The following is a 16872-nucleotide window of genomic DNA, read 5'->3' on the forward strand; positions in this document are numbered from 1 at the left end:
CTCATGCCGGGCGGATGACCAGGCAATACGCGTCATAGTCCTGTTGTTGTGTGAGTGTGAGGCCTTGTTCCATCAAATAGCGTCCGCTCAAACGTCTTCCTTCATATACATAAGTGCGCTCCGGGTCGAGCCCGGCGAGTTTGACGCGCAATCGATTCTTGCCGTAATGGCGGCGGTCGGCGTTCACGAGGACGACATAGTCCTCACCGTCCGTATAGCCCATCGCGTGCACGCCGTCCGTCTTGAGCGAGGCGAGGCGATAGCTCGTGCCGTGCTGGACGAGCGGGCGGATGGCCTTGTACGTCTCAATCCACTGTTTCGCTTCCGCCAATTCGTCTTGGCTCCATTCGAGCAGGTTGCCGCCGATGCCGAGCGTGCCCTGCATGGCGCTGACGAAGCGATAGCCGAGCGGGAGCGAGCGGCCGTTCAGCCAGTTCGGCGCGTCCGTCACCCAGCAGCTCATCATCTTGGCGTTATAGGCGTAGGAGAAGCCTTCTTGAATCTCGAGCCGGTCGAGCGCGTCGGTGTTATCGCTCGTCCAAACCTGTTCGACGCGTGTGAGCACACCGAGGTCGATCCGTCCTCCGCCGCCGGCACATGACTCGAAGGCAACGTCCGGATGTTTGGCCCGGAGCGTATCGAGAATGCGATAGACGGCTTCCGTGTGGCGGAGCCACAGCTCTTTCGCGTCGCGTAATTGCGGACTGTCCGGCTCTGAGAAGGCGCGGTTCATGTCCCACTTGATATAGCGGATCGCATGCTTCGACAGCAGTTCGTCCAACAGACCGGTCACGTGCGCCTCGACTTCCGGGAGCGCCAAGTTCAACACGAACTGATTGCGCGACGTCGTCGACGGGCGGCCGTCCGTGTGGTAAATCCAATCAGGGTGCATCCGGTACAAGTCCGAATCCGGGTTGACCATCTCGGGCTCGACCCAGAGGCCGAACTGAAGACCCTTGTCCTCGACGTAGCGGATGAGCGGCTCGAGGCCGTTCGGGAATTTTGTTTTGTTGACGTGCCAGTCACCGAGACCGGCCGCGTCCGAGTTCCGTTCCCCGAACCAGCCATCGTCGACGACGAACAGCTCGCAGCCGATGGCGGCGGCCTCATCGACGAGGTGTTTCTGGCCTTCCTCACTGACGTCGAAGTACGTCGCCTCCCATGAGTTATACAAGACCGGTCGGAGCGTCTCGCGCGTCCGTTCCGGCATGATGACGTCGCGCTCGAAATCGTGCGCGTTCCGGCTCATGCCGCCGAACCCTTGCTGGGTGTAACCGATATAGCCGGTCGGTGTCGTGAACGACTCGCCCGCTTGGAGAGTCTTCGCGAAGTCGAACGGGTTGAGCCCGGCGGTCACTTGCGTGAAGCCGAACTGGTCGCGTTCGAAGTGGATCGCCCAGTTGCCGGAATGACCGAGGAAACCGTAGATGACCTCACCGTTTTCTTCCGTCGCCGACTGGTCGAGCGCAAACCACGGATTGCTTTGATGGCTCGTCAAGCCGCGGCGGCTCTCAATCGTCTTCTTGCCCGGGAGCAAGTCGCCTTGCTGGAGCTGGAACTCGCTCGTCCACGCCCCGCTGAAATGACTGAGACGCAACTTACGCTCGGTCAAGCCGAGGCTGAACGACTGCGCGCTCTCGAGCGTCACCGTCTCCCCGGCTTTGAGTGTCATCTTGCGTTCGATGATGTCGTACGCCGCATACACCGTGAAATGAAGCGTCACCGTCAACTGTTGAATCGAGTCGACTAAGTCGAGCTCGAGCGTGTCGCCATCGATGCGCGCATCTTGGAGTGTGAAGGCATGCAGCCGTTCACGCACCGTGTGGCTCTTCAACGTCGGCTCCGTGTAGACGAGGTCGCCGAACGAGGCGAACTCGTAGGCGGCGACGCCTTCTGGTGTCTCGAACGACGAATGGAGAATCCGTGCATCCGGCAACTCGGCATAATCTGACTCATGGAGCCGACCGCCAAGATATTGATGGACGAGCCGTCCGCGTGCGTCGATATCGAACACGTAGGCGAGGCTTGTCCCTTCGATCACAAAACGATTATCGAACTGATGGATCATACCCCTACCTCCTGCTTCAAGATGACGACGTCGAGCGGGTTCAACGTGAGCGTGCCTGAGACGACTTCCCCGTCGAGCGTCTTCCAGTCACCTGATACGTCGACCGAGGACGTCACATCCGTCGAATGGTTCAAATAGAAGCGGATGACGTAGCCGTCGCCGTGACGGTCAACCTTCTCGACGTCGTCCGGAAGACGGTCGGCGTCGATGCCGGCGCGTGTGAGCGCCTCGTTGTAAATCACATCGAGCATCGTATCGTCGACCGATGAGCCGATATACGTCACATCACCCTTATACGTGTGGCGCGTGACGGCGGCCGTCCCTTTATAGAACGCCTGCTCATACGTCGCGAGCACATCGGCTCCTTTCGGGGTGATCAAGTCACACCAGATGTTCGCATCCGACACATAATCACCAAGTTTAACTCGGTTCGACTGGACCGCCTGCAGGCTCTCGTACTCGTCGATCTCGATGCCGGCGTATTTGGCGAACTTGCCCGGGAGCGTGTCGACGTGACAGCGGTTGATCGGGTCTTTGACGCCCGTCCGGTACGTGAAGATGACATGGCCGCCGTTCTCGATATACTCGATGAGCGATACATCGAACGTATCATTTCCGAGGAAATAGAGTGGCACGACGACGAGTTTATATTTGTCGAGCGCGTCCCCTGGGAAGACGATGTCCGTGTTAACACCTTGACGCACGGCCGCCCCGTAGAAACGGACGAACTCTTGTTTGAAGTTGAACGCGTCCGAGTGCGGTTGATGCGTCCACGCCCATAAGTTCTCTTGGTCGAAGTAGACGGCGACGTCGGCCTTGTATTCCGCGGCGTTAATCATATCGCCGTGCGTCGTCAACTCTTTCATGACGCCCTGCACTTCATCAAATTTCCGTTTCGGCTTGCCGTCGTGGTCGATGATGCCGTGGCAGAATTCCTCGGTGCCGAAATGGGCCGCCCGGAAACGGAAATAGACGATCGCCTCAGCGCCACGCGCGACGGCTTGATGTGTCCACAAGCGGATATGGCCCGGTCGCGGCAAGTAGCCGATGCGGCTCCAACCTTGCGCGCCACTGAGCTGCTCCATCACCCAGAAGCCTTTGCCTTGTTTCGATGAGCGGCACAGATCGTGGTCGTGTGCCGTCTTCTCGAAGCGGTTCGGCTCCGGTAGCCCGCCCCAGACCGGATAGTTGTCGAACGAGACGTAGTCGAGGTCTTGGGCCATCTGTTGCTGGTTGATCGCCATGTCGCTATAGACGAGATTATGTGTGATAAACGCGTCGTCATGGATGAGCGGCCGGAGCGTGTCGACTTGGAGCTTGTTGAACGAACGGTAAGCGTCCGAACAGAAGCGGTCGAAGTCGACGAGGAGCGACGGGTTGTGCTCTTGGAACACGGTACGAGGGACCGGAATCTGACTCCATGCCGAGTATGTATGGCTCCAGAAGACGGTCCCCCAGGCCGCGTTCAACGCGTCGAGCGTCTCATAGCGGTCTTGTAGCCAGGCTTGGAACGCGACTTGGTCGACGTCGCCGTACGAGCGGTCCGATTTCTCATGGCCGTACTCGTTGTCAGTCTGCCAGCCGATGACGGTCGGGTGTTTCCCGTAACGCTCCGCCATCTTCCGCGTGATGCGCTCGCAATACTCGCGGTATACCGGACTGTTGACCGTATAGTGGCGGCGGGCACCGAAACTGATGCGGACCCCGTCCGCCGTCACCGGCAAGATGTCCGGATATTTCTCAATCAACCAGGCCGGTGGCGTCGCCGTCGGCGTGCCGAGGATGACGTCGAAGTCCTTGCCGAACGTGTCGACGACCTCGTCCCAAAACGAGAAGTCGAACTCGCCGTCGGCCGGCTCCATCATCGTCCATGCGAACTCCGCCATCCGGATCACGTTGACACCAAGCTCTTTCATCAAGCGGACGTCCTCGTCCCACAGGGCGCGGTCCGTCTGTTCTGGATAATAATCTACTCCTACATACATGTGATTCACCTCAATCGATTATTTGACCGCTCCCGAAGTCATGCCTTTCTGTAAGAAGCGTTGGAAGAAGATATAGAACACCATCGTCGGCAAGCTGATCAACACGAGCGAGGCGTACAGTTTACCTGGATCACCACCGAGCGCTTCCGTGAAGAACGTCGGGGCCATCGTCACCGTCTGATAGGCCGGGTCCGTCATGAACGTGAGGACCATCAAATACTCGTTCCACGAGTTGAGGAACGCATAAATCGTCGCCGTCGCAAGTGCCGGCTTGGCGAGTGGCATCATGATCTTATAGAAGATTTGGAACGTCGTCGCCCCGTCGATATGGGCCGCTTCCATCAGTTCGTTCGGCAGCTCGTCGAAGTAGCTCTTGATGAGCATCAGACCGAACGGGAGGAAGAACGCCACCTCGGCACCGATCAATCCCCAGTAGCTGTTCAAGCCGTCAAGGTTGCGCAGCGTGAAGAAGAGCGGGACGATGAGTGACGCGACCGGCAACATGAGCCCGGCCAAGACGAGGTTGAAGAGTAACCGTTTCCCCGCGAACTCGAGCTTCGAGAAGCCGAACGCCGCGAAGGCGAGAAACGAGATCGAGATGAGAATCATGAAGAACGCAACGATGAAACTGTTGAAGACGAACTGAGGGAAGTTCGGGTTCTGTAACGTCGCGATATAGTTACTGAAGCCGTTGACCCGTAAACTCTCTTTGAACATGACGAAGATGGGGAACAACCAAATGACCGCCATGAGCGACAAGCCGAGATTGGTGAGCCATCTTCCTTTTTTCGTTTGAATTTCCATCGGTATCCCTCCTCAGTCCATTTTCTTCTGTACGCGTGTCTGGAAATACGTGATGCTGAGCGCGATGATCAGCAAGATGATGGCGACGGCACTGGCGTAGCCGACCTCTTGATGCAACATCGATTTGCGGAACAGGTACGTCGAGATGACCTCGGTCGAGTTCCCCGGTCCGCCTTGCGTCGAGATCCAGACGATATCGAACGTCTTCAGTCCACCGATGACCCCGAGAATCGTCAGCGTGAACGTCGTCCCTTTCAAGTTCGGGAACACGACGCTCCAAAGCGTGCGCCAGAAGCCGGCACCGTCGATATTGGCCGCCTCGAACACTTCACGCTCGATGGCGAGCATCGCCATGTAGTACATGATCATCGATGAACCCGTCCATTGGAAGATGTTGATCAAGATGATGGCGTACAAGGCGACGTCCTGGTCGCCGAGCCAGTTCTGTTCGAACGCACCGAGACCAATCATCCGGAGGAATTCGTTGATATAGCCGAACTGGAAGTCAAAGATTTGCGAGAACGCGGCACCTAATACGACCGGGCTCAACACGACCGGGAAGAAGAACACTGACTTGAAGAACGTGCGGCCGACGCCTTTCGTGTGGAGCAAATACGCCAAGACGAGCCCGAGACCGGCTTGAATCGTCACGGTCAAGACGGTGAAGATGCCCGTGTTCTTGAGCGCGTTATAAAATTCTGGGTCGCTGAACATGCGGCCGAAGTTCTCGAAGCCGATGTACGTCTTCTCGAACGAGATGCCGTCCCACGAGAACAGCGAGTGATAGGCGTTATAGAAGATGCCGTAATAGATGAAGGCGATGACGAACAAGACGGTCGGGGCGACGAACGCCCAGCCGATCAAGTTCTTCTTCAGCTGCGCTTTCTTTTTCGTCGAATCCGGTCGTTTCGGCGGGACCGCCGACAGCTTCGGCTGTTCTTCCGGTAACTCGGTTGCGTGTTGCATAAGGTTCCCTCACTCTCATAAAAAATCGAGCGCCAGTCAGGCTGGCCACTGGCGCTCGTTCGATTATTTCCCTTGGTCGGCGATCGCTTGAATGCGCGCGAGCGCTTCTTTCGCGTCTTGACCGCCGGCGATGTTTTGAAGTTCTTTGCCGAGCGTGTCGTATACTTTCGGGTCACGGATGCCGCGGCCCGCGACGGCGTTCTTCACCGTCTCGTTCAAGATCTCGTATGACTCGCGCTCCACGTCAGACGTGAACTTGTCCTCATACGCCACTTCGATGTCCTTGATGGCTGGTGCCATTTCGAACTTCTCCATGTAGAGCGCTTGGCCCTCGCCTTGCGTCATGTAGGCGATGAAGGCGGCCGCGCCGTCTTGTTGTTTCGACTCTTTGTTGACACCGAGCGCCATGTCGATCGAGGCGATGACCGGTTGTTCTGTGCCGCCCGCGAGGTTCGGGAGCGGGACGAAGCCGATCTCGTCTTCGAAGTTGTTCCACTTGTCACGCTTCTCGACCGTCGTCATCGAGTGGGCTTCCCATGAGCCGATGACCCACATCGCTGCCTTTTTGTCGAAGAAGTTGTTCATGCCGTCCATATATGTCGCGAGACCGAGCGCTCCTTCTTGGAACACCTTGTCTTCGAACAGTTGCTGCCACAATTCAGCCGTCTCGACCATCTCTTTGTCCGTCCACTTCGCTTCGCCCTCGAGTACTTTTTGGATGTACCCTGGTGCGACCTGATGGCTCAAGACGTTGAAGACGTCCGTGCCGACCCAAGCGTCTTTCGCGCCGAGCTGCATCGGGATGACCTTGTCGCCCGAGGCGTTGATCTTGTCGATCGCCGCGATCGTCTCGTCATACGTCTTCGGCGGCGTCACTCCGTATGTGTCGAGCATCGTCTTGTTGTACATGAGATACGCCTGACCTGTGAAGCCGACCGGTACCGCCATCTGTTCGCCGTCGACCGTCGTCTGTTCGACGCCGAGCTCGATCAACTTCTCTTTCCAGCCCGCGCCGGCCGCTTTGTCCATGTAGTCTTTCGCCGGGACGAGGCGGTCCTTATATTGCGGGATCATCGGCTCTTTGAGGCCGATGACATCTGGGCCGTCACCGCCGAGCATGGCGACTTGGAGCTGTTGCTCATAGTCTTCGAGACGTTTGAACTTGACGACGTAGTCGTCTTGCGACTCGTTGAACGCCTTGGCCATGGCTTCCCCGACTTCTGGTTGTGGCGCCCAGCCCCACCAGTTGATGACCGGCTTGCCGTCTTCCGTCGTTGCGGCCGCCTCTTCTTTTCCGCCGCAAGCAGCGAGTAGTGATGACAAGACGAGTACCGATGATGCGAGTGCGATTGTCGTTTTCTTCATGTCCATTCTCCTTTGAGTGTTATGCGACCAGCTTGAGGCAAAGCTCCCGAATCAAGTGGTCTGGCATCGGTTGGTCCCCGAGCCGGGTGAGTGTGTACGCGATCAGTTCCAAATCAACCTGCCAATGGTCGTCTATGTACGAGCCGACGACGTATAGGTCCGCCCCGAACGGCAGCGCGTCCTGTTGCTTCAAGCGCCAGAGCAACATCTCGAACAGGTCGTCGAAGCTCGTCGCTCGTTCGGCCTGATTCAAGTCCGAGACGCGGAACAGGCGGATGTCACGGGCCTCCTCGTCGTAGAGCCGGAAGATGCCGTCCCGTCGCGAGCGGGTCACGACGACGCCGTCCGCTTTTGTGAACGCTTCCAATTCACGGAACGATGAACCGTCCCTCGTGAACAGCCGCGTCGCCCCGTAGCGACCGAATATATCGTGAAACTTGTCTTTCAGCAATGGTGTCTCTATGTCCATGTCTACCCCTCCACTTTCCCGTTTGAGAGTGTCACCCCTTACTTAGTAAATTAAATTTATTATCTAACTACAAACAGACTATAGCATATCCTTTTCAGACTTGTAAACGGTTTCATTCAAATTATTTTTCGACATAAAAAAATCGCCCTCGAAGTGAGAGCGATTGAATCATTGAATCTCGCCGAACAGTTGGTTCGTGATCAAGGCGGCCGCACCGAGCGCGCCATGGTTCGCATTCCACGGAACGACGCGGATGTCCGTCTGGCGGGCGTCCATCGTCAACGCCGTCTGGGCGACCCGCTCCTGGATGTTGGCGACGACGTTCGGCGCATAGTTGAAGAGCGGTCCCCCGAGCAGGATCCGGTTCGGATTGAGCAAGTGAATCATGTTGAGCGTCGCGATTCCGATGTACTCCCCGGCCCGCTCATACAGCTGCTGGATGTCGGCGTTCGTGCCGACGGCGTCACGCAAATCGTTCAAGTTAAGCTCATGGTTCAGCTGCCGGGCCTCGTTCAAGATGGCCCGTTCGCCGGCGACCGCCTCGAGGCAGCCACGGTTGCCGCACGAGCAGATCGGTCCGTCGAGCATAATGCGCATATGCCCGATCTCGCCGGCGATATGGTGCTCCCCGTCAATCAGTTCCCCGCCGTGGACGTAGGCACCCCCAATCCCGTAACCGGCGTAGACGTAGAAGAACTCGTCGATGCCGATTGCCTCGCCGAAGTAGAGCTCCCCTAAAGCGAGCGTCCGCACGTCGTTCTCGACGAAGACGTTCTGGTTCAGGCGCTGCTCGAGCTCTTGTTTGAGCGGGATGTCATGTAAGTGGAAGCGTGGTGCGAATAGGACGATCCCATTCCCCGCCTCGACCATCCCGTGGACGGACACCCCGAGCCCGATGACGTCACCTTCGGCCTTGTCAGCCAGTTCTATGTATAGCTTTACAATGGCTTCGATGAACTCCTCGTTCGTATCGAACCGCTCGTCATGCCACGCCTCACCTAACATCTCCCCATGGATGTTCGTGACGACGCCGTGCAACCGCCGCTGCGTCGCGTCGATACCGATGACGAAGCGGTCACTCGCGGCGAGTTCGAGCATGATCGGCCGTCGTCCCCCACTCGAGACGCCGAGCTCACGCTCGTTGATCAGCCCTTCTTCTTTCAGCTCGTTGACGATGTTCGAGATCGTCGGCTTCGTCAAACTCGTCGCCTTGGCGAGCTCGACCCGGGACACCGGCTGATGGAGCCGGATGAGCCGGAGGATGAGCGAGCGGTTATACGTCCGCATCCATTTCGAGTTCCGTGGTGTCGTCTTCCCCATAACTGTTCCACCCATTTCTTTGCTTTTTTCTTAGTATAGCATGTCACGGAAAAGCTCAACCGAATTCATATAAGCTTGTTCAATCTACAGGTCCATTCGCTTTCTGATTTTCAGCATTCCATCATATGCTGATCAGAAGGATTCGCTACGTCACGATTTTCTTAAGCTTCTGCCAAACTTAAAAACTCGGAATCCATGACATCAGGCTTCCGAGTTTTCATTGATATTATTTTTTCACCGTCACTTGTTTGACCGTCGATCCGTATTTATTCTTTGCAGTCACGCGAATGACACTACCTGCTTTTTGTTTTTTCATTTTAAACGAGTAGTCGCCTTTACTATTCGCTTTACGTGTGTAAGTTTTCTTACCGATCTTAAAGTAGACAGTCGCATATTTTGCAGTCTTCCCTTTTATGACCGTCGAACGTGTCGTTAACCCGTTGACCGTGAGTGATGGTAACAGATGGCTCGACTTTATTTCCAGGCTGTACTTGCCGGTGTTAGATTTGGCATCCCATGCTTTGACAGCCACGTAATATGTCCCACTCTTTAATTTGAGTGATTCGACAGATTTTCCTGGTGAGCTGGCAGATCCATACACATATTCCTTCATTAGCCGTTTATAATTTTCGTCATAGAGCTCAACCTCAGCGATACCTTGAACGAACGAATTCATATCAATCGTGAGTGTACTCGCTTTCGGTAATCTGACTTTATAAAAATCTTCTGTATCGCTCCATGATAAAAACCCAGTGAGAGGCTTATAAAAAGCAAGCGGCATCGCTTGAGTCGTCCCATTGTTCGGCTCAAGCTCTCGATTGTTAGCCGATACGAATGTTGCCAGCAACTCATACTTCCCAGTGTTATTAGGGGCATCCCAATCTTCGATTTCAATGTAATACGTCCCTGGTTCTAAGTCGATTGGTTCTTTGTAGCGATTCGATGATTCGACCTTACTGTTCATCTGCTCATGACGAATGACTTGATTTAGTTCGTTACGTAGATACAGTTCAGCCGTTCCCGAGATGTTAGAAATCCAATCGATAGATAACGTACCTGCTTTCGGGAGGACGACGCGATACACATCTTTCTCATCTTGTACCGAGATAAACCCCCTCACCTTTTTTCCAAGCGTAAGTGGTTGAGCAACCGATGTCCCGTTGTTCGGCTCTCGATCATCTGTCGATACTTCAGCGAAGCTATTCGTCAGCTCGAATTTCCCAGTATGTCCTTCACTCCACTGAGAAATTTCAACGTAATATACTCCTGCCTCAAAGCGTTTTGTCACGATCTCTCTTCCAGGTGTCAGAGCATCTCCATACAGTGAAGCGTCCTCGATCTCAGTCCCTTGATTATCGAGAATGCGATAATCGACAATCGAATCAATCCACGACTTTAAATCGATAGACAGTGTTCCACGCTTAGGCAGCGTCACTTTGTACGTAAATACTTTGTTAGTGTCTGTAATCTGTCCGGTAACCTTGCTATTGAGCGCCATCACATTTTCCTGCGCTTGTGTCGTGACAGGTTGAATCAATGTGAGACAGACTAGCACCACCAGCGCGGCACTGATCCATTTTTGTATGACTTGCTTCATGTTCTTCCTCCCTATATTCAAACTCTCATCAGTATACAAAGCTTTATCTGAGTGAAGAGGCCATTTTCTTACAATATGGGAACTGATTTTTCAATATCGTCGCACAATCATCTGACACGATTCGACAAACATGTTTGAACAGATCATCGCTCTTTTGTTTGATAAAACATCGAATGAAAAGAGCCATAGCTTCCGATGTCGAGATAACTAAAACGACTTGGACCCAAAAGAATGAGTCCAAGTCGTTGAATAAAAGATTATGGTTTTATTTGACAGTGATCTTCACTTTCACAACGGTACTGTTACCAGCCTTATCTTTTACAGTATACGTCAATGGATAGACGCCTTTGCGTTGCGTATTCACTTTTCCAGTCACTTTGATCGACTTCGTCAACGTCCCGTCCACGTTATCTTTCGCAGTCACGCCAGTTAACGGTTTGAAGTTCGATTTGAATTTGATCGTCTTCGACTTCGCACCCGAAATGACAGGTTTGACATGATCTTTGACGACAATCTTTCGTACTGCCGTCGTGGTATTACCCGACTTGTCCGTGACACTATACGTCAAATAATATGAACCTACTTTTTTGACGTTGATCTTGCCCGATACTTTGATTGACTTCGTCAAGTTGCCACTTATGTTGTCTGTCGCCGTGATTCCTTTCTTTGCGTCGAATCGACTGTTCCAGAAGATGGTTTTCGTTTTAACGCCTGTGAGGACCGGTTTGACCGTATCTTTCACGGTGACGCGGCGTATCATTTTGCCTTCGTTGCCGGCGCGATCTTTCACCGTATACGTGAGAACATACACACCTGGCTTCTTGACATCGACCGCTCCAGATATGACAACCTTCGCCGTTAGATGGCCATCCGTTTCATCTGTTGCGCTTACCCCTCGTTTCATGTCAAACGCTAGTCCTGCCTCCACAACCACATCCGAGACTCCAAAAAGGATTGGTGCCGTCGCATCGACCACAGTCATGTTTAGGACATCTGTTTGATTGCCCGCAACGTCAGAAGCGACGAACGAGAAGGTTTCACCTGTCTTCGGTGCCGGGATGGTAAAACGGAAGCGGCCATTTTCATCTGCCGTCACCTTGACCGTTTGTCGTACATCGGTCATCTCGATGATTGCCCGTGCCTCGGCAACCCCGCGAACCGTCACACTTTGGTTCGTAATTTGATCAATTTGTAAGGCAGGGGCCGTCTTATCGGTAACGAGTACGGATAACGGTTGACTCGTATTGCCGGCGCCGTCGATAGCAGTCACCGTCAATACAGTACCGGCAGCCTGTTTGACGATTGAGACTTGGAACGTCCCGTTCGATTGAACCGTTCCTGTCCCGATTTCGTTTGAGCCCCGTTTGATTTGAATCCGGGCGTTCGCTTCCGCTGTACCGGAAACCGTGACCATCTGATCACTCACTTCCTGTACGGTCGGAATCGATGGCGCGGTCCGATCGAGTACGACAACTTCGACTGCCGGACTCACGTTCCCCGCTCGGTCGATGCTCGTGACCCGTAAACGTGTGTTGGTTGCTTGTTTCGGAATGGCGAGACGGAACGCACCCTCTTTCGAGACGGTCGCTTTCCCGAGCTCCGTTGCACCAACCTTGACGACAATCGTTGTATCCGCCTCGGCCGTCCCTTTCACCTCAAGCGACTGATCCGTCACTTCTGACACGATTGGTGCGACCGGTGCCGTCTTATCCATGACCGTGGTCTCTACAATCGGGCTAACATTACCGGCGGCATCCGTGCTCGCAATCACCAGGACCGTCCCCGCTTTCTGTTTCCCGATCGTCACCGTGTACGTGCCATCTTCGCTCGTCGTCACTTGACCGAGCAGCGTCGTGCCGGCTTTCACGGTCACCGTGCTCGCGGGCTCTGCTTTTCCGCTCACCGTGGTAACGGCATCGCTGACTGGGTTCACGCTCGGTTTCACCGGCGCCGTCTTATCGACGACCGTGAACCGGGTGAGTTCGCTATAGTTTCCGTAACGATCATAAAAGATGGCGCTCAGTGTCGTGCCTGCTGGATAACGAGACGTCTTGATACTGAAACGATCACCGCCATACAAACCTTCCTCTAAACCAATCGACTCACCCGATGGACCATAAACGACCACGTTGCCATACCCATTATTTTGAGGGATCGTACCCGTGACAACGTCAGACAAATCAGAAAACGCATCGACTTGAACGGGGTCCACGTGATAAATCATGAGCGCCGCCTTGGCATTGATACGTCCATAGCCATAGTAATAATCTCGTCCCGGACTTCCCAAATCGTCAGCGGTACTCGTCAAACGTTCTGCGAGCTCATCGACAGATATATTAGGTTCTGCTGCTTTCACTAAAGCGGCAACGCCCGCAACGACCGGTGAGGCCATCGACGTCCCACTCTTATAGCTATATGTATTATATGGGGTCGTCGATAAAATACTGCTCCCCGGGGCTGTGACATCAACATTCCACCCATAGTTTGAGAACGAAGACAATGTATCATAAGATGTTGTCGACCCGACCGAGATCACATGTTCATACGAAGACGGGTAGTGGGTCGAGGTTGATGAATCATTCCCTGCGGCCGCGATCACCAAGACATCATTTGCATAAGCATAATAAATCGCTTGTTGGAACAACGTGCTGTAATAATAGTTGCCGAGGCTCATATTGATGATATCAGCCCCTTGGTCGACGGCACGATATACCCCTTCAATCACATCAGACGTGTACGCAGACGTTCCCTCGAACACGTCAATTGGCATAATGAAAGCACCTGCCGCAACGCCTACCCCTCCGTAATAGTTATCCATTTGACTACCGACAATGCCTGCAACGTGTGTTCCATGATCACCTGGCGATAACGTATACGGCGAATCCTGAACGACGTCGTATGGATTTACAATATTAGTTTTAAGGTCTTCGTGATTTACGTCTATCCCGTTGTCTAAAATCGCCACAATAACGTTCCCACCTCTCGAGCGTTCCCAAGACTCCTCGGACTGAATGTTACTGTGGTGCGTCTGGTAACCGTAATAGATGTCACTTGGTGTATACGTCAACTTCATCAAATGATCTTCCTCGACGCGCAACACGTTTTCCTCTTGCTTCAGTTCTTTGATGAACGCCGCCGTAGAGGTCCCTTTTGGCACCTCGAGTGTAAGCGTGGTCTGTTTTTTGACTTGTTTAGACGAAATGACCTCACCGTTAAGGTCGCCCGTCTCCGTCCCTTTCACTTGAACGATGACCCGTTTCGGCATCGGTTCGCTCTCGTTCGCTGAAACCGGATTCCCGAAAGCCAAAAAAGCTACTCCCATCGTGAATAAAACCTTTGAAAAATATGTGTTCACTTAAACTCCTCCATCATCATAAATATCAACTAAATATAGTTTATATCAGGAATTTAAGGTTTACCTTTTTCAAATATTTTCTTTTTAACACCTAATAATATGTATGAATAAACAGTTCTCACGCAATAGGATCTCCCCATAGAGCTATCCACAGTTTTATCGGTACATAGCACCGTTTGATCAATCAGATTGCCAGAATGATCGATTTATCCGGCTGTGATCAGTCTCTTTTCACATTCACCGGATATTCATCGATATCCGAGGCGGACTAGTGCCCTTATCGCACGTAAGCCTAGGGCTTGATTGAAATATCGGCTTACAATAACGAATGGAGTCGGGAGGCGAACGTACAGCAACAACCAATCGTCGAATATCGATGACTATACTCGAATTAACCTAGGAAAATCAATAGAGCGCTCGGAAACGAATTGCCACATGAATCAACTTGATGATCAAATCCACGAATGGGAACCGATGATTCACTATGTCATCCGCCACCTATCGATTCACCCGAACGAACAGGAAGACTGCGCCCAAGTCGCAAGGATCGCCCTATGGGAAGCGTTGAATCGCGGCTGTACGCTATCGAAGACGTATTGCTTCCAACGGATCCGGGGCGCCATCCTGAATCACCAACAAAAGAATGCCAGACATTTAAAGCACGAAGTCGCCGCCGAACGAATCCCGGAACAATGCATGACGTCCGAGCGTAATCTTTTCGACTGGCTCGACGAACAGCGGTTGTTGCTGTCACCCCGCCATTTCGAACTCCTCTGCCACTTGATTGATGGGACCGAACAGACGCTATCTTATTCGCCGAGTCGTTTACGGGCATATAAGGCCGACGTCCAACGGGAACTGAAAGAGGCAATCAACTTGAAGGAGTGAACGACATGAAACACGTGTTACTGACTGATGCGATCGACATGTACTTAACAGACATGAGAGAACGAAAAGAAGCGCCCGAGACGACGCTGAAAAGCACGCGCAATTCGTTACTGCGCTTTGCCCGCTATGCAGCCGAACATGGCGCGGTGTACATCCAAGACATCGACGAGGCGAAGCATGCGATCCCGTACAAGAAACAACTTAGCGGGATGGCCGACAATACGGTGAAATCCTATATCATGCGCATCCGCGGATTATTCACGTTTGCCATCGAGCAACGGTGGATGAAGCATAATCCGTTCGGTCGAATCGTCACACGTGAGGGGGTAAGTGAACCACCAACGATCATTACCCGCGACCAATTGAATACGGTGCTGTATCACGCCCGCAATTACACGCTCTATACGATTTATCTCGTCGGGGGTGATGCCGGATTACGAATCAGTGAGATTTTGAATTTAGAGCTCGATCACATCAATTTCGAGGAGCGGTTGTTGACGGTTCGAAAAGGAAAAGGCGACAAGACGCGTCACGTCCCGATGACGCCCCGACTCACCATGGAATTAAAGAAGTATATCGCCACGCATCGCCCAAAAGTTGGGGATTCGAATCGCATTTTCTTGATGCCGACCGGACGTGTCGTCCAACCCGGCTTTGTGAACAATGATCTGAAAAAAATCGCACAAGAACAGTTCGGGGTGAAGCTGACGAGCCACATGTTGCGTCATAGTTTTGCGACAACACTGTACAATCAGAGTCAAGATATGCTCAGTGTAGGCAAACTCCTTGGGCACAAGTCAATCAGTACGACCGAGCGCTATCTACATGTTTCTAGAGAACGTAGTCGTAAGTTGATTGATAGCTTGAATGAATAAAAAAAGATTGAGGTATGAGAGTAAGTGATTACTCATGCCTCAATCTTTTTAATCAATGCTTGAATAGTGCGTTTGAAACGACAGCAAAACCAGATCCAGTGTTTTTGTAATCACAGGTGCAACTCCTTGATTTTACGGAAGCAGTAGTGAGAATATTAACTCTTTTCAGTCGCAATAATACTCTCTTTAAAATCACGCACATGATAGTCATGTTCATACGTCGACAACTCTTTCGCATATGCGAAGTCACCGAACAGTTTATTGATAGTCACATTACGGTCAACGAGCTGACGAATGACACCATTAAACAAGCCAAATGCTCTGACCTGATTACCATGGACAGATCCAATCGTCGAGACGAGCTCTGATGTACAGACGTACTCTTTGTTTTGAGGATGGAACGTGCCGTGGTCTTCATTTAGAATGACCTGTGCTAAAAACTCGGACAAGTTATCGATGTGAATCATACTACGCTGATTTTGATAACTCGGGAAGAACGGAATTTTCTTTGAAAGACCTGCTAGTTTGATATAGTTCCCTTTCGACCCTTTCCCGTAAATCATCGGCGGACGGACGTTCGCGACGAAGAAATCTTCACCTGCTAGTGCTTCAAGTTTTTTCTCGGCTTGAAGTTTGCTGTTCCCATAAAAGTTTGTCGGTTTTGGCACTGTATCTCGTGTAATCATTTGAGCGTTTGAAGCATCTCCGTACACAATCATGCTACTGAGAAAGATGAACTGTTTCACACCTTCTTGCTTCGCCTTCTCTGCAACTTCGGCCGTCAAATCCGTATTCACTTTATAGTATAGGTCCTCCATACTTTGGTCCGTCGAGACATGAGCAATTCCCGCAGCATGTAAAATCGCATCGTATCCATCGAACGAAAATGTTTTCCATTCCCCGTTCCGCATCCCGACCGTGTCGACTTGCACCGCATCGGAATGATTCACTTCAATCCACTGCTTGAACGCATTTCCGACGTAGCTATTCGCTCCCGTGATTAATACTCTTTTCACATATAACCCTCCTATAAAAACTAACTATGTATTTTCTTGATTACGGCCATTGAAATGTACCAGTCTTGCAATCTTATTTACCAAAGAGTGACAAACAATTTACCGGGCGATGCCAAAGTCCCGGCCATCCTTCACATTTCCTCCCTATGATTAAGGTGCACACC

12 protein-coding genes are annotated in these 16872 nt (G+C 52.5%); 2 read left to right on the forward strand and 10 right to left on the reverse strand.

Annotation, left to right across the window (positions count from 1 at the left end; genetic code table 11):
* Nucleotide 1 precedes the first annotated feature (1 nt).
* The 9 genes from EVJ34_RS08470 to EVJ34_RS08510 all read right to left on the reverse strand — a co-directional run bounded on the left by EVJ34_RS08470 (nucleotide 2) and on the right by EVJ34_RS08510 (nucleotide 13881).
* Nucleotides 2–2068: an alpha-galactosidase gene (locus tag EVJ34_RS08470; protein ID WP_131485270.1), complete on the reverse strand. Its 2067-nt coding sequence runs from the start codon at nucleotides 2066–2068 to the stop codon at nucleotides 2–4.
* A complete protein-coding gene (locus EVJ34_RS08475) occupies nucleotides 2065–4053 on the reverse strand; it encodes a beta-galactosidase (RefSeq protein WP_131485271.1) in 1989 nt (662 codons plus the stop codon). Before EVJ34_RS08475 ends, EVJ34_RS08470 begins: the two co-directional genes overlap by 4 nt.
* Nucleotides 4054–4071: 18 nt before the next feature.
* Nucleotides 4072–4857, reverse strand: coding sequence for a carbohydrate ABC transporter permease (locus EVJ34_RS08480; RefSeq protein WP_021066292.1), 786 nt, complete (start codon nucleotides 4855–4857; stop codon nucleotides 4072–4074).
* A 12-nt stretch (nucleotides 4858–4869) separates the two neighbouring features.
* The gene (locus EVJ34_RS08485; RefSeq protein WP_131485272.1) at nucleotides 4870–5823 is read right to left on the reverse strand and encodes a carbohydrate ABC transporter permease; all 954 of its coding nucleotides are present in this window, start codon (nucleotides 5821–5823) and stop codon (nucleotides 4870–4872) included.
* A 63-nt stretch (nucleotides 5824–5886) separates the two neighbouring features.
* On the reverse strand, nucleotides 5887–7188 hold the full coding sequence (locus EVJ34_RS08490; RefSeq protein ID WP_236636670.1) for an ABC transporter substrate-binding protein: 1302 nt from the start codon (nucleotides 7186–7188) through the stop codon (nucleotides 5887–5889).
* 19 nt (nucleotides 7189–7207) lie between these two features.
* Nucleotides 7208–7657: a hypothetical protein gene (locus EVJ34_RS08495; RefSeq protein ID WP_131485274.1), complete on the reverse strand. Its 450-nt coding sequence runs from the start codon at nucleotides 7655–7657 to the stop codon at nucleotides 7208–7210.
* A gap of 168 nt (nucleotides 7658–7825) precedes the next feature.
* Nucleotides 7826–8977, reverse strand: a complete 1152-nt coding sequence (locus EVJ34_RS08500) for an ROK family transcriptional regulator (protein ID WP_131485275.1) — start codon at nucleotides 8975–8977, stop codon at nucleotides 7826–7828.
* 226 nt (nucleotides 8978–9203) lie between these two features.
* Nucleotides 9204–10574, reverse strand: a complete 1371-nt coding sequence (locus tag EVJ34_RS08505) for a PPC domain-containing protein (RefSeq protein WP_131485276.1) — start codon at nucleotides 10572–10574, stop codon at nucleotides 9204–9206.
* A gap of 265 nt (nucleotides 10575–10839) precedes the next feature.
* Complete coding sequence (locus EVJ34_RS08510; protein ID WP_161568896.1) at nucleotides 10840–13881, reverse strand: Ig-like domain-containing protein; 3042 nt, start codon at nucleotides 13879–13881, stop codon at nucleotides 10840–10842.
* A 483-nt stretch (nucleotides 13882–14364) separates the two neighbouring features.
* Here EVJ34_RS08510 and EVJ34_RS08515 point away from each other — a divergent pair, with 483 nt between their 5' ends.
* Complete coding sequence (locus EVJ34_RS08515) at nucleotides 14365–14817, forward strand: sigma factor (protein ID WP_131485278.1); 453 nt, start codon at nucleotides 14365–14367, stop codon at nucleotides 14815–14817.
* 5 nt (nucleotides 14818–14822) lie between these two features.
* On the forward strand, nucleotides 14823–15692 hold the full coding sequence (locus tag EVJ34_RS08520) for a tyrosine-type recombinase/integrase (protein WP_131485279.1): 870 nt from the start codon (nucleotides 14823–14825) through the stop codon (nucleotides 15690–15692).
* 155 nt (nucleotides 15693–15847) lie between these two features.
* Here the strand turns inward: EVJ34_RS08520 and EVJ34_RS08525 are convergent, their stop codons facing one another.
* Complete coding sequence (locus EVJ34_RS08525) at nucleotides 15848–16708, reverse strand: NAD-dependent epimerase/dehydratase family protein (protein WP_131485280.1); 861 nt, start codon at nucleotides 16706–16708, stop codon at nucleotides 15848–15850.
* Nucleotides 16709–16872 lie beyond the last annotated feature (164 nt).

The organism is Exiguobacterium sp. SL-9 (assembly GCF_004336985.1).
In the GTDB taxonomy this organism is placed as follows: Bacteria; Bacillota; Bacilli; order Exiguobacteriales; family Exiguobacteriaceae; genus Exiguobacterium.